The following is a 25148-nucleotide window of genomic DNA, read 5'->3' as shown; positions in this document are numbered from 1 at the left end:
GATCGAGGCATGATGTGACGACGCCGCCCGCGCTAGGAAAGCGAACCTATGGCCTCGCTATTTCGACGATCGTCGCGATCCTCGTCAGCTTCTGCGAAATGGGAAAAAACGCCTTCGAGCTCTACGAAAAGGGAGCGCCGTTGAGCTATCTCGACGCGGGACTTACGACCCTCGCCATAACCTCCTCGGTCTATGCGACGCTGGAGCTGCGCCACCGCATCAAGATCCTCGCGCAACGATCAACGCTGCTGGCGATCGCCAATCTCGGGTTCTATTTCGCCACAGGCGCGTCTGCCATCCTCACGATTCAGGCGCTTCTGACGTCCTCGGCCTGGGGGCTGCTCTTTCTGATCGCCGCCATCGTGCCATTGGTCTTCTTCGGCGCCTGGCGCGAGAGTCTTGAGGGGGAACCGGATCAATACGACCTGTTCGAATACGCGGAATCGCTTGAGCGACAAGCGCAAGTTGCTGCCGAAGCGGCCCGCGCTCAGCGCGCGTACGACAAATTCCTGCAAGACAATCCGGAGGAAGCGAAATTTCTGAGGATGCCCTTGAGTGCCCGCATTAGGTCGGGTCTTTAGTTCGGCGGGTGGCCCGGAATCACTGAACGGCATGGCCGCCGCGCCGCGCGCGTCCGACGAAATTGATCCGGCCTTGACCTTCATTTCCGCCAGCGTTCCGGGCTGTCTAACACCGCATTTATCACAGTCGGTCTTTCGCCTCGGCAATTTTGGCTGAATGGCCATCGCTTATCCCCGGCCGGCGGAGCGACTGTTGGAAGCTCGGCGGTTAGACGAACCTGCCCAGCACCTTCGCATCCCACCTAATCCGCGGTGCCAAGAAGACAGCGATGGCCAGCCCGACGTGGAGGTGAGGGCGGACCGCTGATGCCCTACGCAGGGCTGGCGAAGCGGTGTGGGTGCCAACGCCTCGACGGTTTCCGAAAGATGCGTCGGCGGCCGTCAGCCATCCACACCTGGCTCCTCTCGATACCGCGAGAGCGACCGCATCGTCATCACCGGCGTAGCGCTCGGCAGGTCGGGATCCCTGATGTCGCCGACGTCGGCGCTCAAAGGCAGGTCCAGGAGATCATGGGCCAGCCAGGCGGCATAACGGGAGAACTCGCCATCGACGTCCAGCGACAGGCTCCAGGCCTCCAATTCTCCCCGGTCGCTGGCGTCTAGGTCGGCGGTGGATCCGGACGCGACGAGTTCGCCGATGAGCCGCTCGCGCTCACCGACCTGCAGGCCACCTGTACGACCGGCCGCCGCGGCGGCGAGGACCACCAAGTCGCGGCGGTCCAGCTCGCCGTCACGCTCCAGCAGGTCGATTAGCGACCTGCGTTCCGCGCCTTCCAGCAACCCCGCGGCGAGCAGGAGTGGCCCGGCGATGGGAGCGGGCTGCGTCCGCGCAAGCTCGGTTGTCCGTCCGAGAGTGTGCAGCTTGTCGGCGATGACGCGATCCAGAATTGCCCATGCCGCGGTCTGCGCCACCGGTCGGTGAGCCGGAGACTGCCGCAGGGCAGGAGCTGCGAGGGCGTCAGCGAGGACGCCCTCCACGCGGGCGTCGTCCGCGCACGCAAGCGCCGCCAATGCCCGGCAAGGAACCAGCGGATCCCTGCACGGCGCCTTCGCGGCTTCCAGCAGGGCATCAACAGCCTCGGCCGGAAGCTCGTCGTAAGCAGCGAGGGCGTCGGCTGCCGACCGTGCCACGAGGAAGCTGGAGCCTCGCGAGGCGGAAGATAGATGGTGTGAGAAGTCGCGCTCGTCGCCGAGCAGTGTGACCAGTGGCTCCATGGCCTCGGGCCAGCGGTGCTCGGCCATCGCCCTCGCAAACGAGAGGCGCACGTCTGCGCTGCGGTCGCCAGCCGCCGTGGCTGCGATGGAGCGCCGCTCGCCCGCGTCAGAAATCTCAGGGACAAGCATCTCGAGCGCGCGCGACCGAACGTGGAAGCGGCAATGATCGAGCGCAGCCATTAGCCTGGCGCGGCGGTCCGGCGGATCCTGGATAGCGATCGCTTGAAGCGCCACCAGGCCGTCGTCCGGCTCCCCCGTCGCAAGGAGCTTCTCGCAAGCAGGGCGCACGTCGCTACCGGCGGCCGCGCCCAGAAGGGCGAGCGGGCCCGCCACCGGCGGCGGAACCTGTGTCAGGGTCCGCTGGAGATGATCACGCGACGGTGGCGAAAGCAGGGCCGATGTCGCTCCGATCTCGTCCCCTGCGACAACCTTCGCGAACGCGATGCCAAGTTCGCGTTCGTTGGCGGGATATGTCGCCGCGAGCGCGGCCGCGCGGAGGCCGCGGGCGGCGACGCCGTCACTCCCCCGCGGGTCGCCTTCGATCCCCTGCGCCACGACGTTCCGGAGCAGCTCGATACGTCGTTCGGGACTGCAAGAACCTGCGACGCGCGACAGCATCGAGACGAGGTCCTCCTCAGAGGCGTCGCGCGACGCGATCTCAATCAACACTCTGCGGATGTGATCCATCCCATCGTCGCTGCGCGCGAACTCGGCCTCGAGTTCAGATTGCAACGATGCGTCCCAGTGGGCTGCGACGGCCCGCCAGACGTCGTAGCGGGTCCAGCCCTCCGCCACGTCAAGCATCATCCGCAACTCCGCGGCATCCACCGACTTGCGAGTGAGGTTGAGCAGATATGCGAGCGCCCTCACCAGGAGCTGTGCGTGCCGATGTCCCTCGATGAAGGCGCTTCCCTCATGCGATCGGCGGATGCGCACGACCGACTCCATCCCCCTGCGCCCGACGTAGTACTGCTCCTCCGGCTGCTCCAGGGCGTGATCAGCGGCGTCAGCGTCAATTTCGTGCTCCTCGGCCTCGCGGAGGTAGTCGGCGTTTTGCCGCATCCATTTGTCCGCGTCATCTTCGGCTCGGGCGAAGAGATCGATCGCGCGCTCATAGTCGGGAGTTTCGCCGAAGACTGCGCCCTCGACGATCACGTCTAAGTTCAGGCTCGACGCGCCAGCATGCGCACCTGCAGCGAGGGCCCGCCAGAAGACGTTGCTGAGGTCGGGCGCCAAAGCTTCCAGGAATGGCACGAGCCCTCGGTCGTAGTCGTCGTGCGAGTACGGCAGCACCTTGAGGACGAAGCGTTCGATGAGAAGGCGCGTGTCTGGATGCTCCCGCAGGCGCGACGCTTCCTCTTTGGGAATCTCGGGGGCCTGCCAGTGTGGTCCGAAGGACGGCCTAACTTCCATGCGGAGACCGTCCATGAGATGCTTTGCCAAGCGGCTGGGCACGTAATCATTGGATCCGAAACGCGCGAGGTCACGCAACGCAGACGTGACGTCATAATGCCCTTCGATGTTGCGCACGACGGAGAGCAGATACTCGTCCAGCCGGCTCCATGCCAAAGCCGACGGTGCCACCTCTAGGCCTTCAAGCGCGCCACTGCGCCTCATGACGGCCAGCGCGGTCTCTCGTCCCCAGTCGCCGTCCCCTTCGTCCCAACCTATTAGCTGGTCGACCACCGCGCGGAGCGCCTCGTTGGCGTCCTCCGCACGTCGCATGAAGGCCATCCGCAAGCCGTCCTCGACGCGAGGATGCGCGAACGACAGCGCGGGACCATCCCGCTTCAGGTTTTCGCCAGCGACGAGGAAATCGACGAGACCCTGCACGTCCAGCCGCAAAGAGGGGTCCGAACTGCGCAGCCGCCGAGTCAGTTGGGCGAGCACCTTGTCGGGAAGGGCCCCCCTAGCGACCAGCATTGACCAGATAACGGCCGCGCTCTGCGCGCCGTCCACACCCAGGGGGGCGAGCTGGTCGGCGATGACGGAGGAGATCGCGTCGATTTGCGATCGGGCAATCAGATCCGAGACGTTTGTCGGCGCCTCGACTGTGTCCCGCACAAGCGCGCTGAGGAACCGCCTGATCTCGTAGGGCCTCTTCAGCTGGGCGAGCGCGTCATTTCGATAGGTCACCGCAAGCACGCTCGCGTGTCCCCTCAGGTCGGACGCGAGCCCGTCGTAAATCTCCCCCAGCTGATCTGCGCCGTAGTCCTCCAGTCGAATCTGCTCGATGAAGGGCTCAAGCTCGCGGGTGAGCTGAATGCCCGCGCTTTCCAGCACGTCGGATCGGGAGGTCACGAGGAACTTCTTGCCGGGGCCGGCGAGCTCGAGCAGCTTCGGCAGCTCGCTGCTCCAACGATCGGCACCCGGCGTCAGGCGGTTCCCACCCCAGGGATCGCGGAGGTGGAACAAAAGCGAACGCGCCTCGGACAGCGAACGCCGGACCGGCCCCGGACCATGCTCCTCGCCGACCACCTCGAACGCCGGGACGCCGCCGCGCAGCTCGAGCTCGAGGATGTCGGCGGTCAGCGTCTTTCCGGTCCCCGACGGTCCTGCGATGACGACGGCGTGCTCCAGCTCCAGCTTACGCCGGATCGCCTCAAATGATGCCGGCTGAACATAATGGTCCATGTCGCGTCTCGGGGCGATCGAACCGCCATGCGTCACAAGCAACGCGATCAGCTCGTCCCGGGTCCAGACGCCGTCCTGGCCACCGCGGACGCGGTCGCGAACGAGGTCGCGCAGGTCGCGCATGCAATCGGCGTGACGGGCCTGTGGCACATGTCCGTGCTGCTCGAGCTGGGCAGAGATGCGACCCAGGAGAACCTCGTCGGTAAGGCCGGTAAGCAGCAGCACCCGCTTCGCCAGAGCCGTCCGGACATGGGGCTCACGGCCGTCCCGGGCATGGGGTGGAAGGTCGCTGGGCTCGGGAAAGTCGAAGAGATGCTCGCCCTCGTGCGCCCTTAGCGCCTCGGCCGATGCTTCATTGGTCACAAAGACGTAACGCCGCCGGCTATCGACCTCGAGCATCTCGAGCGGGCGACTCCGCTTCCCGCCCTTCCCGGCGGTGTCGTTGTCCTTGCCGAGCAGGACGTCGGCGATGGCAGTGGCGGTCCAAGGTGCTCCGGAGCGGGTCTTCGCCTGCAGGACGAGCTCGAAGCCGTCGCCTGCGGCGGCGGCTTCGAGCAGACCGCTCTCCGGATCGGCGATGGCAGCCTCTAAGTCCTCGTCGGAGCGCGGCTCAATGGTGATCTGGTCGGCGGCGCCCTTCACGAGCATCAGGTCAAGCCCGACCCATACGCTTACGGTGATCTGATATTCGTAGCCGGCGTAACCCGCGTTCCCGGTCTTGCGACGGAGCCGTTCCGCCGGCTCGCCGCCGGTCGCCACCGTGCGCCGCTTCGCGGACACCTTCCCTTGAGATGAACCCTTCGTGCCCACGCCACCTGCCTATTCCTCAGCACCTGTCAGGCACATCCAGCCGTAGCTGCCGTCCCGCCCTCCCCGCTAGTCGTCCGTGAGCGCCCGCGCCAGCGAGAAGCAGTGACTTTATTGGCCGCTCACCGTCCAGAAGAAAGAACTCGGCGACCAAGCCCCGCCGACGCTGGAGCTCGGCTACGCCATCACGATCCCTCGATGCCGCCGCGCAGCCTCATCCCCGACGCCGCGGCCCGGGCGCAAGGTTCAGCGGTGAAGCAAGCTCAAGGTTTCAACGTCGGGCTTGCTCCTGCACGCATTCTCACTCAGCCGCCCTCCTCGACCTTCCTCCTCAGGCGGCCACTCATCCTGCCGAAGCTATCGCGATCAAGTGGTGCACGGCAGAGGCTGGAAGACGAGGCGACCCCACGCGCTGTCACTCCGGACGTCAGTCTTCGTCCGGGTCTCGTTCTCGGCTGCGGCCAATGATCAATCCTTCCTCGCGCATCCTCTGCACGAAGCCAGGCGCATCGCCGGTTAGATGGCTTCCATCTTCTCGCTTCATTCCGTCGTCGGCGGCGGCGGTAATCGGCGATGCCGACACCTCTCCGGCCAGGCGGAGGCACTCGCGGCCAATGCCCACACCCGTCCAGCCAGGAATTCGGTCCAGAAAGCACCAAGTGAGATAAAGGGCGGAGGAGCGACCGTCGGCACATTCATGCTCCTCGAAGCTCATCCGGCCGATCTCATCGCCTCCAGTGACGGTCCTCACGCGAACGGTCCAGTCGAATTCATCAACCTCAATCTCTACCGTTCGACGGTCCTTCGTCTGAAACAGCGTCTTCATAGATGCCCCCCGTCCCGAGTTGGGGTTTGTGGAACGCCCCCGATCCACTGGGGTCCTCGTGGCGTCAAACGCCTCCGGCACGGCCGATATGGATCGGGACCCAAGGAGGGAGCGGGAGTTCCCCGTGACGGAGGCGGCGCCTTGACGGCCGCTCATGGCCTTTCGCGGACCGGACGCTGCCGCTGATTTCCAAATCATTGCCGAACATTGCAGACGACAGCCCGGCCAGCGGATAAGTTATGCTTAACGGGCCGCCATACTCGACACCTCCGCCGCGGCCCGAATCCGGAAAGGCATGGATTGACCAGCGAAAGCTTTCTTGGCGCCGTCGCCTCCAGCACGGGTGATGATTTCCACGAGCGCTGGGCGGCGCGCGCTCTGCTGCGCCTGCTCGACCCGGCGGGTCATGTCGTTGCGATCAAGGTGGAGGGATTGCCGACTGACGACTTTCATCATGGGCTGGGCGAGCATTGCCAAGCCGTCGACGTCGCATTGACGCTCGAGGAAGAGGGGAAGCGGTCTTACCAGTATCTTCAGCTCAAATACTCCCCGTCGCGCCCTGCAGAGCCATGGGATTGGTCGCGGCTGTACACGTCGGGGTCCAAGACCGACCCGACGAAGTCCGTTCTCGGCAAGCTCGCCGGCCTTATGGAGGCGATCTTCTTCGAAGGCCGCTTTTCGATCGTCACGAATCAGCCGCTCGCCGACAAAGTCGCCTCGGATGTCGCCCGGCTGATCGCGAACGACGGCGCGCAGAGGACCCGCGATAGAGCGCTGATCGGCCGGCTAACCAACAGGCTCGGGCTCGATGAAGCCGGCCTGATCAAGTTTCTGAAAGCGTGGGATCTCGACGGATTCAGCTCCGTCACCCGGCTCCAGATGGAAACCGAGGTGATCCGCCGCCTGTCGGCAATGACCGATGCCGACGCGCGCACGGACGCGGACCTCCTGCAACAGCGGGTCAGCGAGCTGGTGCTTCCCGAGAGCCGGACGCTTCCACCCCTGACCCGCGAGACCCTGATGATTTGGCTGGGGATCGGCACCGACGAAGCATTGTATCCCGCGCCGTCGCGGCTGTCGCCGGCAGACCCTTATATCCGCCGGCCCGTGGTGGACCCGCTGCTCGCCTGGCTCAAGGCGCCGATGACGCGGCCGCTTCGCCTTCATGCCGCCGGCGGCTGCGGCAAGACCAGCTTGGTCTGCGGTCTTCCTGACGAGCTGCCGCCGGGGTCTGAGCTTATCACCTATGATTGCTATGGCGGCGGGCTCTTCCTCACCTCGGATCAAAGGCGCCACTTGCCCGAGCGTGCCTTTGGGCAGGTGGCGAATGAGCTCGCCGTTCGGCTGAAGACCCCGTTCCTGCTGCGGCGCGGCGGCAGCGCCAGCCCGTTCGAAGCGTTTCGGCGACGCGTCGCGGCGGCGGCCGAGCTGATCGCCGATCGGGGACCGGACGCCCTGCTCATCTTGTGCTTCGATGCCGTCGACAATGCGCGGACCGGTGCAGCGCATTGGGTCGAGCCCTGCTTCATCGATGAGCTCGCTTCGGCCTCGGGCTGGCCCTCCAACGTGCGCATCGTGATGACCTGCCGGACCGCACGGCGGGATGAAGTGGGCCCGGCGGCGCTTTATGCCGAGTTTGAGGTGCCGGCGTTCGGCCAAGCTGAAGCCCGAGACCTTGTGACGTCCTGGCAGCCGGCCTGGAGCACAGCGCTCGCCCGCCAGATGCGGGAGCTGACCGGCGGCAATCCGCGCCGGATGATCTATGCGATGGAGGGGCTCGGCCCTGGCGAGGCTCAAGCGGCGATTGCGCGCTTGCTGCCCAAGGGCGAGGGGATCGACCCCCTCTTCGAGAAAAGGGTGGCCGAGGCTGGCGTCAGGCTCGGCGACGGCGAGGCGGCTTGGCGCCTGCTCGCAGCGCTCGCGAGGCTGCCGCGGCCGGTCCCAGCGGACGTCCTGGAAAAGTTACTCCAGCTCAGTGCCGCCGATATCGTGGATATCGCCACCGACGTCGGCGGCATCGTGGAGCATGAACAGGGCTGGACCTTCTGCGACGAGGATTTCGAGCACTTCGCGGCCACGCGGACGGAGGCGCTGGCGGTGGGCCTGGTCAGCCAGGCAGCGGAGCTGCTGATCGCCGAGCAGATGACCAGCCGCTACGCGGCGACATCATTGGCCGAGATCCTGGTTGAAGCGCAGCGGCTCGACGCCCTTTATGCTCTGGTCGCCGAGGGCGGCGAGAACCCGCCCGTTCTCAGCCAGCTGGAGGCCCAGTTCGTCCGCGCCCGCCGGCTGGCGCTCGCGATCCGCTGTGCGCGCCAAGCCTCCGATCTTGTGACGGTCAGCCGGTTGCTTGTCGCCGCGGCCGAGGGGCGCCAGCGTCAAGAGGTGCTCGAGAAACTGATCGTCGGGCATCTGGACCTCGCCGCGCTCTACGCGCCTGACGAGGCGATCCGGCTGGTTATGGTGGGCCAGAATCATGTGAAGAAGCGGGCGCGGCTTCGGATCAGTCTGGCCCGGGCCGCGGTGCCCGATCGGCGGGCCGCGGCTCAGCTCCATTTCCACTGGTGGCGTCAATATCTGGCCGACCTGAAATATCGGGACGAGCGGCGCCCGGATGTCGATGCTCGCGATCTCGCCGCCGAGCATCATGTCGTCACTGTGCTGAATGGCGAGAGCGCCGCGCTGAACGACCTGTTCCGCTGGCGGCCCAAGCCTATCGTGGCGAAGGCCCTCGGCCTGATCGCTGTCCAGCAAGGCGGGCGTTCGCCCGCCCCTGCGCTTGATTTGGTTTCGTCGCGGGCCTGGCCGCCGGCGGCGCTGGCGCCCATGATGGCCGTCGCTCTGCTCGCCGGCGCGACTTTCGCCGAGCCAATCCTCCAGGACGCGCTCGGCCGGCTCGCTTCAGCCAGCGCCGCGCGCTGGCCCGAGGCGGCGGGCATCTCGCACGAGCTCAAGGAATTTCTGGACGTCCAGGAGGCCGTCCTGTTCGTCTGCGAACGGGCCGTCGCCGACCCGGCTCTACGTCCGCTCGTAGCCAAGATCCTGCCCCGGCTGGCGCCGCAGCCCGCCCCGAAGGACCCTTCGGACCTGTTCAGGCTCCGATTGTCCGCCGCCTTCTATGCCCGCGCACTGGCGCTCGCCGAAACCTGCTCTGGCGCCCCTGCGGTGATGAAGGACTGGTTGCCGCCGCTTCGCCAGGAGCCACAGGTGAAGCGCCGGCAACGAGCCCGAGCGGGCCAGCGCCGGACCTCGGACGAAAAAGCCTGGAATGACGCGCTTGGCGAGACCCAGGCCCTGCTGAACCGGTTCCTCGCGGCGGCCCGCGCGACCCTGCAGCTCGTCACCAGCGCGGTTCCCGCGGCGGACGGCGTCGATGCGCTCGCCCGAACGCTCAACCTTTCCTTCACGCATAAACGGACCCCGCGGGAGGAAAACGGGGCGACCTTGCTGCTGCGCGCCGGGACGCTGCACGCCACCCTGGCCGGGCTGTCGCCGCCGGTGGAGCGCGTGCGGCGGACGCTGCGCAAATGGCACGGGGATTCGATCGCCGCCATGACCGACCTTTCGCAGACGCTCGCGCTCATCCCGGGCGGTCACGATGCAGCGCTCGGCCTTCTCACCGCTCTGGCCAGCGAGATCGAGCAGGATGCCGGCGGCGCCTCGCAGAAGTCGGAGCAGCTCTGCAAGCTGGCCCGGGCCGCTCTTCCGCTCGATGAGTCGCTTGCCCGGAGCCTGTTCGACCGGGCGGTCCGCGTCACGGCGATTGTGGATTATGACGCGCTCGGCGCGCTCTCCGCCTGCGGCGCGATCGCCCAGGCTGGGCTTGGAGGCAATCGGGACGCTCGCAGATCGCTGGCGGAGCGGCTCGCCGAGGCCGCTGACCGAGTGGTCCAGACCCTCAGCCTCGGCATGGACTATGATTGGCCGAAAGCCTTGGGGTGGGTTGCCGCCGTGGACCTGCCCACCGGCCTCGCGGTCGCGGCGCGCTGGCAGGACCGGGGTGTCGCCGGGCTCGAGCTGACCCTCCCCCAGCTGCTCCAGGAGCCGCCACTTCAGCGACTGACCGGCGTCCAGCGCTATGCACTAAGCCTGCTGGCCGGTGCGGATCGGCCAAGCCTGTTCGAGCTGTATGGCGCGGACGAGGCCGTGCCGCCGCTGGTCATCGCGGACGAGTTGAGGCGCCGGCTGGACGGCGGTGACAAGAACGGCTTGGTGGGCGCGATAGACGCTATCCTGGAGCGGGACGGTGATAGTCCAGCGCTCGATAAGGCGCGGGCGGCGAAGATGCTATTCGATAGCTGGTCGGAGGCCGAAGCGCCGACGGCTGAAGAGGCCTTTCCCAAGCCAGCTCGGCGGACGCCGCACCCTGATGAGGCGCCGATCAGCGATCGCGAGACGTTGGAAGCCGCGGTCACGAACTGCCGGCCCAGCTACGATCCGAATGTGCTGTGCCTGAGGCACGAAGATGTGGCGGCGCGGCTCGCGTCGCGGGCGCTTCGGGTGCCGTTCCTGGCCGCGTCGAAGCGGCTCGACGGAGAGCGCGGCAAGCTCGGCCTGGCGCTGCCTCAGATCCTCGCCGGTTGGAACGATTACCCGCCGGTTCGCGACTGGCTGCGCGACGAGCTTCCCGAGTATCTTGCTGCGGCGCTGCCGCATCTGTTCCACTGGAACTATGACGACACGGGGCTCTTCACTAGCCTGCTTGAGGCGACGAGACTGCCCGCTGAAGCCCAGGTCGGTATCGTGCTTGAGGGCCTCGAACGCCACGCCGATGCCGCCGGCGCGAGTCTGATCTTCGCCCTTGTAGGGGTAGTCGCGGCGCGGGCGCCGGTCGAGGCGCGCAACGACATCCTACTCGGCCTCTTGAACCGGCTCGACGAACGGGCCGACCAGCCGCCGCGGCTTGCCATGATCGGCGTCGATGCGCCCTCCGATGAGGCCGAATGTGTCGGGCGCCTGCTGTTCGCGGGGATGGGCGACATGGAGGTGGCGATGCGCTGGCGGGCGGCCCACGCGGGCCTGCTGCTGCTCCGCGCAGGCGATCCCGCCGGCGAGGCACTCGCCCGGCAGGTCGCCTCACCCGGCGAAGCCGTGTTCGCGACTGCACCTTTCTACCTTTACGCTGCCCTCGAGATGCTGCTCGTCACCCTGCGGCGGGCGGCCGCGGAGGTTTCGGAGGCCGTCGTCGGCCACGCCCCCGCGCTGCTCGCGCGCCTGCGCGTCGAGCCGCACGTCACCGTCCGTGAGCTTGGACGGGAAATCCTGCTGGGGCTGGAGGCCGAGGGCGGGCTCGAGCTGAGCGCCGAGGACAAGGCCTTCGTCGCGTCGCTTAACCGCAGCGTGCACCGGCCGGTCAAGGTCGCCCGCCGCTCGCATCCGCGCGCGCATTTTCATGATGAGCGCAAGGCACGGGCGTTCCGCTTCGATACGACCGACACGATTCCCTATTGGTACGATACGCCGGCTGAGCTGTTCGGACTCTCCATGGAGGGCTTTCTCGATCGCGTCGAAGCCTGGGTGCATGGCCGCTGGGGCTTCGTCGAGACTGACAGCCACTGGCTCGAGGAGCCGCGGCTCGAGCGGCTGCGGCAGAATGAGCGGGGAACCTCCCATCGTCATGGCGGCCACCCACCGGTCGAGCGGCTGAGTCGCTATGTCGAGTGGCACGGCATGTGCTGCGCCGTCGGCGAGCTGATCGAGACCATGCCAATCGTCACCCGCACTTATGGGCATACACTCGCGGAATGGCTGAAAAGCAACGTGCCCACACTGGACCCCTTCTGGCTGGCCGATCTTCGCCGCCCGGCGCCGCTCGAGCCGCGCTTCTGGGGCCATGGCGTGCCCCAGGCCATTCTGGATGCCGATGCCGGCGTGGAGTATGACGAGCTTGCGTCGGAGGACGAGGCAGAAGCGCATCAGGAGCGGCCGTCCGGCTGGGGACTATCGATCACGCCAGCTGTGTTTGATGCGGAGCTCAAGGCTGCGGATGGCCGCTTCATCGTCGCCGCTGACTTCCGGCTGGAGCGTGGCCGGCGGAGCCATTCGGTCTGGGTGAGCTCCGCTCTGGTCAGCCCCGACACCGCCGCCTCGCTCGGCCAAGCTTTGCTGACCGTCCGCGACCATATGGATTTTTGCTTTCCGCGGGACGAAGATGAGGAGATCGACGAGGCCGGTTTCGTGTGGAAGCGTTGGCTCAGCGACCTCCATCCGGAACCGGGGGCGGACCGGCATGACGAGCGCCGGGGGGCGGTCTCCGGCTTTCCCATCCAGCCGATGAGGCTCTGGCCGGAGACGAAAGAGCTCGCGTTCGACCTCAACCGTTCGGCGTGGGTCGACGGCGATGGCAGCGAAGCGCTGAGACTCCCGTATTGGGGCGATGAGGAGCCCGGCCATGGCTCCGGCTGGCGGATCGACGCTGATCCCGCCTTCCTCGACGCTCTGCTCCGCCGGACGGGCCTCTCGATGATCTTCCTCGTCGAAATTGCGCGGCGCATCTCCGGGCGCGAACTGGCCGATCCGCGCCGCTGGGCGCTTTATGTGCTCGATTCCGCCGGCTCCGTCAGCCGGATCGAGCGGCGCCGGCGCGGGCTTGGGCCTGTGCTGGTCCGGCGCGAGAAAATGGTCCAGAGTTGCAACACGCACGGCCGCTGGTTGCTGCACCGGGCCGCCGAGCTAGTTGCCCTCCGCGATGCAGATCCGACGGCTGATCGGGCCGGCTATAATGCCGAGATCGAACGGGTCTGCGCGCGCTTCCGGGCGCTTAGCCGCTACTGAATTGGGTCCCAGCCCACTCGGCGAAACAAGCTGTCTCCATTTGCAAACGACCCGCAGCTTGAGCGAAGCGCAACCCCGCACCACTTCGGCCCGGAAGATGGCGAACCGCGGAGCAGCTTGAGATTGCAGCGGCTCGTCATCGCCTTTTTTTGGCCCTGACTTGGCTCCCGGGAGGTCGCCGAACGGTCCTTACGTAAGCGTATGGCTAGGGCAGAAAAGCACACGGCGTTCCGCTCGAGGTCACATTGCTCCCCGCGCGCAGCGTCGGCTTTCCTTCAGCCGACTGCATCATCTTACGGCGCTGGAACATCTTGGTGCGGGAATCGCCAAGCCTCTCGTGTAAACCAGAGGATCAAGGCTGTCCGAATTGGCCGAGAGGAGGCGACTGCTTCCGGGTCGTGGCATCCCGCGCCAGCATGGCACCAATATCGAGGCCGTGGGCTGGACGGCTAGCGCCGAGTAGCACTCCGGCGTTGGGATCAGAAGTGCAGGAAGCCTCGGCTTGCCATCCTCGCACTTCATGAGCATCTTCCGATCAAGGGAGGCACCATGGAATCCTCGGGAGGCAAGCTCGGCAAATTCGGCCGCGCTGGATTGAACGTCGCCAGCGGGGCGATACCGTTCGTTGGAGGATTGCTTTCTGCCGCTGCTGGCTACTGGAGCGAGGCGGAGCAGGAGCACGCGAACAACATGCTCCGACAGTGGATCCAGATGCTGGAGGACGAACTCAGGGAAAAGGGGAAGACGATTGCCGAGGTGATGGCACGGCTAAATATGAAGGACGAGGAGGTATCTAGCCGCATCGAATCCGAGGAATATCAGTCCATTCTCAAGAAGGCGTTCCGCAACTGGTCGTCGATCGATTCCGAGAGCAAGCGGGAAAAAATCCGCAACATCCTGGCCAACGCAGCCGCGACCCGCCTCACCTCCGACGATGTGGTGAAGCTCTTCATCGATTGGATCGACCTCTACTCCGACTTCCACTTTGAAGTGATCGGAGAGATTTACCGCAAGCCCGGCGTCACGCGCGGAGCCATCTGGCGAAATCTGAATAAGCCCGCAGCGCGCGAGGATTCCGCCGAGGCCGACCTTTACAAGCTTCTGGTTCGCGACCTCAGCATGGGCGGCGTGATCCGCCAGCATCGCGAAACGGACTACTATGGAAACTTCGTCAAGAAGCAGACTAAGAGCGTACCGAAAGGGTCAGGGTCGCGGACAATGGTTTCGGCATTCGACAATGAGGAAGGCTATGAACTCACCGACCTTGGCAAGCAGTTTGTCCACTACGCCATGACCGAACTCACCCCGAGAATTGCCTTTTCGGAGTTCAAATCGGACGAGCCGATCGACACGGCGGCGGCGACGCAGGCCGGGGTGCCGGCTTAAGCACTTGGCGCCCGGCTACCTGCGAAACCGCTCCACATCATGGCTCAGCCGCGAACGACTGCAAAGGAGGCGACTCCCGGCCTCTGTGCCTTCTCAAGGGTGAAGGGCGGGAAGCTATCACGGCCGATCACCTGCTTGTTGCCGGCCTTCTCGAACCAGACGCACCAGACCGACTCCTCACCGCTCAAATGCAGCTCGCCGACATTCTCGACCGTCATCACGGGACCGCCCGATTTGAGGCGGACGAGATCGCCCTTTTCAAAGTCCATGGCTTTCGCCTCCCTTTCGCTTGCCGCCCTCGGGACGGGAGGACATGTGGGGCTCCCTCCTCGCCGATGCCAGGGATTAACCACAGAAAAAATTAATCCAGGGCAATTTTTCTCAGGCGCCCGCCTCGACGCCGGGCGCACCGCTTCCTACCTCGGCAGCGCTAGGAGCAAGGCTATGAGCGTGATTGGTGACGTCCTTTTCTACAACCGCAACGGCGCGAGCGTGAGCGACCATGCGCGGTACTTCCACGGGCAGCTGAGAGAGACTGTCGGGAGACTTCCACAGAGCGAGTTCGACGCCAAGAGCGACGACGAAGTGGTGGATCTCGTTGCGGCCGAAATGCGGATGGACTCCTTGGAGGTGGATTTCGAAAAGGCGGAAAAGGACGTGCAGGAAACAACGGTGGAGGTGCGCGATCAGTTCGGCTTCCGTGATGGGCCGATCAGCGTCCCCGCGCTGCGCGCCACCAAGAGCATCCCCTTTACCGGCGATGCGGGACTGTGGACTGTCGGCACCGGAACCTGGAGCACAAGTATGCCGCAGGGCGAGGTAAGCGGGAACAAGCTGGTGGTGGGCATGGTGGTTCGCACCAACCAGGCGGCGGAGGCCAAGACACACATCGACCGCACGATTCAGGAAATTGGCCAATATCTGGCTCAGCAGAGGGTGCAGATTGACGCCTATAATGACGGCCTTCCGGCTCAGATTCGTCCGCTTGTGGAGGAACGTCGGAAACATCGGGGCGCCGCCTCGGCGCTGCTCGACCAGCTTTGATTTGATCTAGGTTTTCTCAGGCGGCCCTGGTTGCGCCTGACGGTCTCTAGCGCCTGAGGCGCCGTAACCTCGCGAGTTTGCTGCCGATGCGGGTCGCGGCCTCGGCAGCCTCTTTGCCTCCGCGAGACATTCGAGAACCGCTGATGGGGACGGGCGCTGCGTCCTTCATATCGCTCGCCCTCCGGAACGACGGATATTGGCGCTCAGCGGACCGGCCGAAGCTGGCCGTGAGCAGACAGTCTGATCTCCATACTGAAATCGGCAAAGCGGATCCTTCATTCGCGCTGCTCGTCCGGGCTGCGCCCACGCTATGCGACCGGCTGCACACTCGGCACGGCAGCTTCGACAGACAACCGGTCGTTCAGACCGTCTCACCCGCTCCCCTGCTTGGGACCCTCGTTCATTCGGAACCAACAGGATCCTCAACCAGCGTGGCTACCCCATCAGCGGATGCATGACGAACGTCCAGCCGTCGCCGCCGGCGATCATAAGCCGCCGCGGCTGGCGATCTGCGGTGCCAAGCAGCGATGCCGCTCCTGACGAATGCCGGTCGCCCAATCCGCCAGTGAGTCGACTACTCTGGTTCAGAGTACATGCTCTCCATAGCGGTGAATGCTGCGGGATCAGAGGTCGGTCCCGCGCGGAGGGATGCGGCGTGTCGAAAGCCAAGCGCCCGGTGCAAAGTGGTTGCCCAAGATGTTGGTCGCGGCGAACGCGCCGATCTGACAATAATGGCTGCATGAGAAACAATCCCTTTGGACTGCCTGAGAGCGCCGCGGAGCGCTTCATGCGTGAAGAGCGCCAGCGCGCGGATCTCTATCGCACCGCGCTTGGCGGCAGTGTAATCATGGACGCGGTCAAGCAGGCGACGACGGCCAGGGAATTGCTGCGCGGGGTCGATTTCGACGCACCCTATCGCGGCATGCTCGACACGCTGGAACGGGAACGCGCGAGCAAGAAGGCGTTCGAAAGCCTTGCTACCAATGCTTGGGCAATGTCGGTAACCGAAACCGCGCGCAAGCTTGCCGAACAGAACCAGGGGTTAGTCGAGCAGCAGCGGCATCTGGGGATATCGCTGCTCGAGACGGCGCGGGCGTTCGTCGCTAACAAATCGCTCGTGGCATCGGCAATCGAGGCTGCGAGCGCCGGCCATGCCTACAGACGCATGATCGCCGAGTCTCTGCCGCGGTTCTCGACGTTCAGTGCCATCGCCGAGCGGATGCTCGTGATCGACACGATGACGCTGCGCGCGAGCGTCGATGAAGCGGAGACCGCGACTGCGTTTGCGGCGCGTTCAGTAATCGAGATGCGGCAGGTCGCGGAAGCGATCGCGACGGCCGAGAGCGATGAAGAGGCCGCTCGCCTGCAAGGCTCGTTGTTCGGTCTGGTCCTCACCTTTTTCCAGAGCCTGGGTCCCAACACGATGCCCGAGCTGCAGCGTATGGGCCTGGTGGGGTTCGTCAGTTTCATCCTCACCGTGCTCGGCGCTTATGCGCTGATTCCGCAGCAGCCGACTATGACCCAGCAGGAGAAAGCAGCCTTCGCCGCGCTCAATCAGAAAATCGACAGCGCTCAGGCGGAGCATCGTCGTTACCACGAAACAGCCGCAGAAACTGAGGCAGCATATTTGGCGCAGCATGCGCGCGCGTATCTGAGGCGTGATGCGACGCTCCGGAACGCCCCTGCCCGCGAGGGAGCCGTGGTGTTGAAGGCGCCCAAGGGCACTGAAATCGCGGTCGAGGAGATCAAGGGTCGCTGGCGCAAGGTCCTGTTTCGTGATCCGCTGTCGAACCAGCTAGCGCGCGCATGGGTCTATTCGACTGCAGTTGCTCCGCTCGCGGGGCCGGTTGCTAGGGGCGATGAATAGATGGCGACGCAATTGCCACATCTGGTATAGGTGCGCCGTCATAGGCCCGTAGATGATGTGACCGCGCCGCCCGTCAGAAAACATCCGGAATACATCGGCAACACGGGACCAGTGAAATGACGGTGAACGAAGCCTTCCTTGCAGACCGAGTCGACACGCTGTTCGACACGAACTTCGACCAGCGAGATGGTCGCGTGGTCCCGACGACAGCGGATGTCGCACTCAAAAACGGCGCGGTGAAGATTGACGCCACCTTCCTATACGCCGACCTGGCGGGCTCGGCGAAGCTCTCAGACTCATGCGCGTGGACAACCACCGCTAAGGTGATCAGGGCCTTTCTAGATTGCGCAACGCGGCTCATCGTGAAGCATGGCGGCCACATACGCAGCTTCGACGGCGACCGGGTCATGGGCGTCTTCATGGGTGACTCCAAGAACAGCTCCGCCTCCATCTGCGGCCGGGAGATCCATTGGGCAGTTCGAAAGGTGATTCACCCCAAGGCCCATGAGCGCTTCAAGTCGATCAGGGACAACGGGATTGAAATTCGACATGGCGTCGGCATAGACACAGGGGAAGTCCGTGCGGTCCGGTCGGGCATCCGCGACAACAACGATCTCATCTGGATCGGAAAGGCGGCCAGCTTCTCGGCCAAGCTCTCGGACGTACGTGACGTCGGGAACCACACTTACGTTTCAAGTCGAGTTTACAACAAGCTCAGCGAAGTGGCCAAGTTCGCGGAGGACGGGAAGAACATGTGGTCGAGCGCTACCTTCGAGTTCGCCAACAAAACCGAGACCGTCTACAAGTCAAACCACTGGAAGAAGCCATAAGGCGCTTGGCGCGCCGACCCGAGCGCCCTCCGGATGTGGTCGGCCGCGGAGACTCGGCTCTAGGCTCGAGTGGTTCGCAGCCGAGCTTGGCGGCGTTCGGCTCACTATCCATTATTCGGGCCGAGCTCGAGGATGTGATCGCGCAGGCGGTTGCAAGCCGGCCCCATGAGCCGCGCGTTTTCCCCGCCCCTGTGGAAGCGGTAGGCGATCGTCGTGACGCCTGCCAGGTCGCTGGGAAGCTTAACGTCCTTGTCCCGAGGCTCCATCAGGACGGCCCGAGAACGACCTAGGCGCCCCATGAAGAGCCCAAGCTCGAAGATGACGTTGTCCCGCGGGGCTGGCCATTCCCCGTTGCGGCTGGAGTTCACGTCGTCAGCGTGGGCGATGGCGATCGCAAAGTCTGAGTTGTCCACGGCCGCCTCAAGGTCTTGGATGGTATAGTTCGCTACCTTGAAGCAGCCCTCGTTCCAGATCTCCACTGCGAATGGGTCATATTCGAAAGCGTTCGAGATGATACGCGCGATGGGGAGGGCCTCGACAGAGCAGATGATGAAGACGCGGATCTGATCGCGGAAGGCACCGACCGATCTGTTCCGCTCAAGAAGCCGTCTGGCGAGCTCCTGCGCGATGGAACGGTACACCTGCGGGTACTGTCCCGCGATGTCCGCGAAGGTGGGCTCGTCAAGCCGCACTAGCACCATCGGCTCGGCGGCGGTCACCGTTGCCGCGCGGGCCTGCGCCGGCTGCAGCGCGGCCATCGGCCATCTCGCCCACAAGGTCTCCAGCCCCCCTGACGGCGATCTTACGCCCGTTCACGGCGACGTCGCAGGTACCGGAGACTATGAGAAACACGTCGTTAGCGTCGCTCGCCTGCTCGATGAAACTCTCACCCGCAGCGATGGGGAGAAGCTCGCCTCGATCGGCAACCATTTCGATCAGCGCATCAACGCCGCCTAGCACGTGATGACTCCGCAATGTCTCGAGCAACAGCCTGCGTCCATGCTCACCCTTGAAACGCTCGATCACCTTCAGCCCGTCCCTAGAAATGTAAACAGCGCAAAGCCGCTCCATCGGTCGAGGATATAGCTATGCTTCGCGAGCGACACCGCAACTCATTTCGACCGCTCCGGCTTCCCATTCCCCTCCCAAGTGAGTGATCGGCCGCTTCCGCCGGCGTGCCGTCGGTAACCGGATAGGCCGCTTACGCCAAAGCGTGCCGATCGCCACCTATGAAGGGGTGGCGGCTTTGGGGTTCGCGAGCCGAACAGGCGAATGACCGGGATTGGCGCTCAGCGGAACGGCAGAGGCTGGCCGGTTGCGGACCGGCGGCATATCGGAACTTGAAGCTTAGAAGCCGCCATTAGTAAGCAGCTTCGGCCGGTTTAGATCGTAGGTTCGATCCCAATGCCGACGCCTCCCGCAGAACGATTCGAGACGGGATAAACGGCCTTGGCGCTCTTACATGAAGAAGCGGAACTGATAGGTCCCCTTCCCCATCGCGGGCATGCGCTTGATCACCTGCGCGAGCGTCTTCGCATAGCTCATCGTCACCGGGAGCGGGTCGTAGAGCCCGTCATTGTTCCAGTTCATCTTCGACAGCGCCAGCGCCGCGCGCGCGGTGTCGTCCCACGTGCCGTGACCGGCGTGGCGAACCAGGCGAAGCGGCCGCGGGGTGCCCTTTCCGCCCTGGAAGTAGGGGCGCCGCCCGAGCCCATCCACCGCGCCATGCATCCACAGCAGGGCATCCTTGCCGGTCAGGCCGAGCAGCGTGCCGCGCTTCACCGGATAGCCGTCCGCCTGCGACTTCGTCGGGTCGTTGCGGTCCTGCTCCCACCGCGCGGCCTGCCAGCCATTGTCGTCGACGACCTGGACGAGATCGACAGATTCAATGTGCTTGAGCGCCTCAAAGCAGCCTTCAACCTCGGCCTCCTTGAACTCGGTCGACTTGTGAATCATCACCCTCCTCGGAGGCCGGCCTGCGTGGCGGCGCCGATACAGCTCCAGCGAGCGTGTGATCACGCGAAACATCTCGGTGTGGGAGAGAAACGGGTTCTCGCGCTGAACGTTGACGTCGGCGGTGTCATAGGCGACGAATTCGAGGCCCGCGCCGTCGGCGTCGAATACTTGGCTGCAACAGGTCACGAAGCGGTTCAGCTCGGACTCCACCGGACGCAGTGCGTAGGAGATGCCGATATAGGCGGTGTCGGGCTCGACATCGGCGAGCTTCCACGGCACGCCCCCGGCCTTGGCGTAGAGCGCCAATCCGATGCGCCACATCACGCTGGCGCGGCATCGATAGGACAGAGCGCTGCCCTCGCGCACGATCTGGATGGGCAGCTGGCGGCCGGCGGTGAAGGCCTTGAGTTGATGATGCAGGTCGAAATCGTCTTCGCCGTAGAAGCCGTGCGACCAGCGTTCGGGTAGATAGACGAACAGGACGTCGAACTCGGCACGGTTGGCGTCGAGCAGCTGGATCGCGCGGATCAGCCGCTCGGCCAGCAGCAAGGCGGGCGCGGGACTGTCCTTGAGCGCGCTGTCGAGATCCGCGTCGAGCTCGCGGCGGCAATGGTTCGGGGCAGGGGCAAGGTGGGTCTGGAAGACGCTGTTGAAGCTGCTCCACTCCGGCAGATAATCGGCCCGCTCCTGCGGCTTGGCCGGCTGGTTGAGCTCCCGCAGGAAGTCATAGAGCCGCCGCGACTCCCCTGCCGCGGTGAGCGTCGCCACCCGGATTGGCGATGGCGTGAAGCCGCTCGAATAGGGGCCGAACCTAGCCAGACCGCGCAACGGATGCATATCGCGATCGGTCAACCGGTCCGGATGGAACAGGAGCTGCGGCTCGGCCAGCCGGACATGATGCTGCAGCTGACCGGTCATGGCTTCGCCGCCCAGGAATGCGCCGAGCGGGAATCGATGTCGAAGATGGCGTCGAGCCCGTCCCCGATTGCGAACGCGCGCAGGTCCTTCCCGGCGACGACGCCCGACCAATAATGGATGAGCTTGTCGAGCATTTGGTTGTAGCGGCGCACGGTGCGCTCACGCGCGAAGTCTGATGTGATCGCCTTGGTTTCCTCGCTGCCGCCATCGAAGATGATCCTCGGCTCGATCAGCAGCCAAAGCTGGTCGCTGGCCCAGTCAAGCCGCAGGCCCACCCCTTCCCGCCAGCCGATGTCGCGCTTCTTCGGGACGGTGCCACTGATCGCGCCGACGATGTCGCGGAGCGCCCGCCACGCCGCGTCGGCTGGCGTCCTGGGAGCGAGGATGTCGCTGGTTCCGCGCGAGCGGACATCCATGTCGTGCGTCCGCGCGACTGCCGCGACGAGGGCGCGCCGCAGCAGTCCGCGCTCCTGCGAATCGTAGCGCAGTCGGTGATCCTCGAACGTAGCGATGCCGAACTCGGTAATGCCGAACGAGCCGAACACCCGCCGGAATTCGTCGTCGCTGCCGAAGCCCAGCACTCCGGCACGAGTGCGTGCCACGACCAGCTTGCCCTCGGCTGCCGCCACGGCGTCGCGCACCTCCTTGCCGCCACCGATCCCACAGACGATTTTCCGGCAATTGACCGGGCGGGTGACGCTGACCGCATTCATCCGCAGCACCGGCCAGGACTTCTTCCCCAAGGGCGCGGGCGCCGGCGAGAATCGGCGCCGCTCCTGGCCCTCGGCGCGAAGCTGCGTGATATCGATGTCAGGCAGTAGCCGCAGCAGGTCGATCATCGCCTCGTCGAAATTCTCGATGGGGACGACGCCGGCCTCGACGCCCGCGGCCTGGGCGCGTTCGAGCAACCGGGTCACGCGGTCAAGCGGCGGATCATCGCCGCGATGCATCCAGAAAAGGCCGTTCGGGTACCCACCGGGTTCCTGGAGGGCATCCTCGAGCGCACCCATGACCGAATCGTCCCGCCCGCTATAACCCGCGACGACCAGTCCGAAGCGGCGACAAGCATCGACGAGCTGGGTCCGGAACTGGGCGTCCTGGTGACGGAGCTCCTCGCTCGTATTCTTGAGGCGGCGCGAGCGGAAGTCGCCATGCAGCTTGACCTCGATCGGCCATTGCTGCTCAGAGATGAACTCGCCCGCGAGAGAAGCCCCGTCGAGCGAAGCCGAGTTCAGCGCAGCTGTGGTTTCGAACGTGCGCGCGCAGGCATCGGCGAGAAGATGATCGAAATTAGTGGTCCAGACGATGTTGCTGTGGCGAGCGCGCAGCAATGCCGCCAGCGCCAGATGGCCCTGGGTCGGCTTCATGCCGCGGATCATGTGGTCGATATAGGTCCGCCGGTCTTGTTCCTGGGGGTAGGTTGCCTCGAACAATGCCGAGTATTCCTCGGGCGCTCCCGGCCGCGGCAAGGTGTCGGACTCGGCGACGAAGGCATCGAGGACCGCACGGACCGCGGCTTGTGACACGTCGGCGACCGATTGCGGCGAGGCCTTTCGCTGACTCACATAGAGCTCGCGCTTGAAGCGCCAGATCATATCCCACGCGGTCTGGATCCCGGCGGCGGCGGAGACGCCTGCGCCGAGGAACCACATCAGCTTCGCGGGACGCATTGAAAAGCGCCTGGCAAAGTCGTCCGGCGCTATTTCGCTTATCGCCTCCCGCTCACTCATCCCGGATACGTTTAAACCTCCTTCGCGCACTCGCCAGTGGTGTTCGCTGATTTTCTTGTGGAACGTTGCATGCGATTGGCTATCCGCTTGCGGAGGATGCGCGGAGCTGCGGAACGGCGGCCTGCTCGACATCGATGAGCAGCGCGAGAAGTTGGAGACGAAGGTGTCGAGCAGAGGACATTTCATCGGCCAGGTCGTGGACGATCTCGATGCGATCGCTAGCAAGGTCGAACAGCGCTGTGCGCTCGGCTACACCGACCTCAACCGGGTGCTCGAGGACTTCTTCAAGGAAGTGCTGAACCTCACCTACGGCATCAATCTGCAGAACCTCAACAAGGACCGGCTGAACGCGCCGGGGCTCGATCTCGGCGATGCGGTCGGCGGCATGGCATTCCAGATCACCTCGCAGGGCGGCTCAAAGAAGATCAACGAAACACTTGAGAAGATCAGCGCCGCGCAGCTGGCGAGCTACCCGAAGGTCTTTGTCTTGATCATTGGCAAGCGCCAGAAGACCTATGCGCTCGACCCGGCACAGGCGCAAAGGTGTAAGTTCGACGAGTCGCGCATTCTCGGCACGACTGAGCTCTGTCGCGAAATCATCGATCTGCCGCTCGGCGACCTCCAGGCGGTACACCGCAAGATCGCCGACGAGCAGCGGCGGATCCGGATCGAGCTGGAACCGCAGCTCCCCGACGGCAGCTACTCGACCAGCGTGATGCAGTTCATCGAGCAGAAACCGAGCGTCACGCGCTCGGACGCCAGCCTGCTCGCGGCGCATCCGGATGTGGAGGGGCTGTTTGACGACGCGGAGGAGGCGCGCGCGGCGCTCGATGCGTTCATCGATGCGCTGGCGCGGTTACCGCGGCTGACGCGCGAATTCTTCGGATGGATGATCGACGAATCTGACCTGCGCCAGGGCATAGGCGGGCAGGGGCTCGAGATGAACGCCGACTATCTGCAAGCGATGTGCAGCAGCATGCCCAATTTCATGGCCGAGGTGCGCTTGCTCGAAGCGCGCAAGTTCATCGATTTCGACGAAGACGGGAGCGGCAGGTCGGGCATGTTCCGGATCTGGTTTCCCGGTGCGCATAGCACCGGCTTCCCCGAAGCCTTCGGCTATTTCGTCAGGGCCGAGGCGCTCTCCGCCAGGACGATGTTCTCGACGATGAACTTCGGACCGTTCGGGCCGGCGCCGGCGCCAGCGCCCACCGAATCAATCAAGAAGCCTGCGGATGTGAACAACAAGTCCAAGCTTGGTAGAGGGTCTCGGCGATAGCGCTGGGCTGATCACGATACGGGCGCAGTTGGCGTTTTGGTCTCTCCTAACCGCCGTCCGCTTTCGGGCAAACCGATTGCCATCGAGAGCGACCGTAATTGGCGCTAACCGGACGTTTCGGAGGCTCTTCGACATTCCGACGATAAACGAAAGGTAGCCGCAGGCTCCGAGGCCGCTCGAGCGCTGGCGCGGGCGCGGGCGCGGTCGTGCAGCGAAGCGAAGCTAAAGGCCCGAGTTCCGCCCGATCAAGCCTCAGCCGGCGCGATCAGCGATCGGGCGGCGCGAGCCGCCGCTCGCAGACTGTCTGAACGAGCCGCTGCAATTCAGAAAGGCGCCCGCTGAGCCATTCCAGTTCTTGCGTCGTGATCCGGTACTCGGGCGAGTAGCGGGCGTTCACGTATGCCAATCGTAGTAGCTCGAAGCAGCGCTTCTCGAACTTTGCCTCGCGAGGCCACGCGGCGATCAGCTCGGGCGCGATCTGCTCCGCTTGAGAGCGAAGAAAATTCAGCTTGTGCGACTTGGGGCTGTAGAGCGTGAGGACGAGCAATGCACAATGGTAAGCGCGTTCAGCTGACTGATGCAGTGCGAACGCAGCTTCATTGGAGTGACCCTCATCTGCGGCGTGCCTGCCCATGCTGAGGAAGGCGCGGCTGCTGGGAAGCCATTTATCGAAATAACCTTGGGCCTCCACCTTCGCCTCCTCGTGCGGAAGGGGCCTAGGCGGAACGAACGCGAAACCGTCAGCCTCGTACAGCGCGATCCCCTGACGAACGATGTCGGTGAAGAACGGTCTCCCCTTCTCGAGCTGTCGGTTCACGTCGGTGAGGCAGTGCACTATGAAGCTGACCGGAGCGCCGAGCGCTCCGGTGATGGTTGTCTCACGGGTGAGCCTATCCTCGGCTGCTGACCAATAGTCGACAACGTCAGTCAGCCGATCATCATTGACGACCACAAGGATGTCGTAATCCGACACATAGCCGCCGGCATGATCCTCCACCCAGTCGCCGCGGGCGTAGGAGCCGTAGAGGACCAGCTTCAGGATGCGCCCCTGTTTCTTCCAGGGCTGGGTCGCGTTCTTCAGTGCTGCCTCGAACTCCTCGAACAACACCCTGACGACGTGCTGAAGCTCGCGCTGCTTGCTGACGGGGAGATGGTCGAGATCGGATCGCATTGGGATCGACCCTAGCTCCGACGGCGAACAAAACACAGCCCCGCCGGGCCGATGCCGGCGGCTCCGTTAAGACCACTACGAGAGGTCCCCAGGGCACCCCCGGCTCGGCCGCGCGGACGAGGAGCGGCTCTTG

General features: G+C 64.8%; 15 protein-coding genes. 7 read left to right on the top strand and 8 right to left on the bottom strand.

Annotated elements, in window-relative coordinates; genetic code table 11:
* The first annotated feature begins 14 nt into the window (after positions 1–14).
* Positions 15–581 (top strand): hypothetical protein, encoded by a 567-nt coding sequence (locus VGC56_RS15300; RefSeq protein ID WP_464126256.1) that lies wholly within the window; start codon positions 15–17, stop codon positions 579–581.
* A 381-nt stretch (positions 582–962) separates the two neighbouring features.
* Here VGC56_RS15300 and VGC56_RS15295 read toward each other — a convergent pair whose 3' ends face one another.
* Both VGC56_RS15295 and VGC56_RS15290 read right to left on the bottom strand, forming a co-directional pair.
* Positions 963–5189: a HEAT repeat domain-containing protein gene (locus tag VGC56_RS15295; protein ID WP_464126254.1), complete on the bottom strand. Its 4227-nt coding sequence runs from the start codon at positions 5187–5189 to the stop codon at positions 963–965.
* A gap of 475 nt (positions 5190–5664) precedes the next feature.
* Entirely contained in the window at positions 5665–6063 is a 399-nt protein-coding gene (locus VGC56_RS15290) for a hypothetical protein (protein ID WP_464126252.1), read from the bottom strand.
* A 300-nt stretch (positions 6064–6363) separates the two neighbouring features.
* On the opposite strand from VGC56_RS15290, the gene VGC56_RS15285 reads away from it, so the two are divergent.
* Both VGC56_RS15285 and VGC56_RS15280 read left to right on the top strand, forming a co-directional pair.
* On the top strand, positions 6364–12837 hold the full coding sequence (locus tag VGC56_RS15285) for a hypothetical protein (protein WP_464126251.1): 6474 nt from the start codon (positions 6364–6366) through the stop codon (positions 12835–12837).
* A 549-nt stretch (positions 12838–13386) separates the two neighbouring features.
* On the top strand, positions 13387–14223 hold the full coding sequence (locus VGC56_RS15280; protein ID WP_464126250.1) for a hypothetical protein: 837 nt from the start codon (positions 13387–13389) through the stop codon (positions 14221–14223).
* A 44-nt stretch (positions 14224–14267) separates the two neighbouring features.
* On the opposite strand, the gene VGC56_RS15275 is transcribed toward VGC56_RS15280, so the two are convergent.
* A complete protein-coding gene (locus VGC56_RS15275; RefSeq protein ID WP_464126249.1) occupies positions 14268–14492 on the bottom strand; it encodes a YodC family protein in 225 nt (74 codons plus the stop codon).
* Positions 14493–14667: 175 nt separating this feature from the next.
* On the opposite strand from VGC56_RS15275, the gene VGC56_RS15270 reads away from it, so the two are divergent.
* The 3 genes from VGC56_RS15270 (at position 14668) to VGC56_RS15260 (ending at position 17964) form a co-directional block, all read left to right on the top strand.
* Positions 14668–15267, top strand: a complete 600-nt coding sequence (locus tag VGC56_RS15270; protein WP_464126247.1) for a hypothetical protein — start codon at positions 14668–14670, stop codon at positions 15265–15267.
* Positions 15268–16006: 739 nt separating this feature from the next.
* Positions 16007–17134: an SH3 domain-containing protein gene (locus VGC56_RS15265; RefSeq protein WP_464126246.1), complete on the top strand. Its 1128-nt coding sequence runs from the start codon at positions 16007–16009 to the stop codon at positions 17132–17134.
* 116 nt (positions 17135–17250) lie between these two features.
* Positions 17251–17964, top strand: coding sequence for an adenylate/guanylate cyclase domain-containing protein (locus tag VGC56_RS15260; protein ID WP_464126245.1), 714 nt, complete (start codon positions 17251–17253; stop codon positions 17962–17964).
* Positions 17965–18068: 104 nt separating this feature from the next.
* Here the strand turns inward: VGC56_RS15260 and VGC56_RS15255 are convergent, their stop codons facing one another.
* From VGC56_RS15255 to VGC56_RS15240, 4 genes are all read right to left on the bottom strand, one after another.
* Complete coding sequence (locus VGC56_RS15255) at positions 18069–18722, bottom strand: TIR domain-containing protein (protein ID WP_464126243.1); 654 nt, start codon at positions 18720–18722, stop codon at positions 18069–18071.
* Positions 18646–19035: a hypothetical protein gene (locus VGC56_RS15250; RefSeq protein WP_464126241.1), complete on the bottom strand. Its 390-nt coding sequence runs from the start codon at positions 19033–19035 to the stop codon at positions 18646–18648. The genes VGC56_RS15255 and VGC56_RS15250 overlap by 77 nt, the downstream gene beginning before the upstream one ends.
* 387 nt (positions 19036–19422) lie before the next feature.
* The gene (locus VGC56_RS15245) at positions 19423–20838 is read right to left on the bottom strand and encodes an argonaute/piwi family protein (RefSeq protein WP_464126240.1); all 1416 of its coding nucleotides are present in this window, start codon (positions 20836–20838) and stop codon (positions 19423–19425) included.
* The gene (locus tag VGC56_RS15240) at positions 20835–22433 is read right to left on the bottom strand and encodes an SIR2 family protein (RefSeq protein ID WP_464126239.1); all 1599 of its coding nucleotides are present in this window, start codon (positions 22431–22433) and stop codon (positions 20835–20837) included. The genes VGC56_RS15245 and VGC56_RS15240 overlap by 4 nt, the downstream gene beginning before the upstream one ends.
* On the opposite strand from VGC56_RS15240, the gene VGC56_RS15235 reads away from it, so the two are divergent.
* Complete coding sequence (locus VGC56_RS15235; RefSeq protein ID WP_464126237.1) at positions 22417–23844, top strand: SMEK domain-containing protein; 1428 nt, start codon at positions 22417–22419, stop codon at positions 23842–23844. The two genes, VGC56_RS15240 and VGC56_RS15235, sit on opposite strands and share 17 nt — an antisense overlap.
* Positions 23845–24109: 265 nt before the next feature.
* On the opposite strand, the gene VGC56_RS15230 is transcribed toward VGC56_RS15235, so the two are convergent.
* Positions 24110–25015, bottom strand: coding sequence for a HEPN domain-containing protein (locus VGC56_RS15230; protein WP_464126235.1), 906 nt, complete (start codon positions 25013–25015; stop codon positions 24110–24112).
* Positions 25016–25148: the final 133 nt, after the last annotated feature.

It is taken from the genome of Allosphingosinicella sp., assembly GCF_036403745.1.
GTDB lineage: Bacteria > Pseudomonadota > Alphaproteobacteria > Sphingomonadales > Sphingomonadaceae > Allosphingosinicella.
The sequence above is the reverse complement of the archived record's forward strand: the minus strand, read 5'-3'. Positions and strand labels throughout refer to the sequence as shown.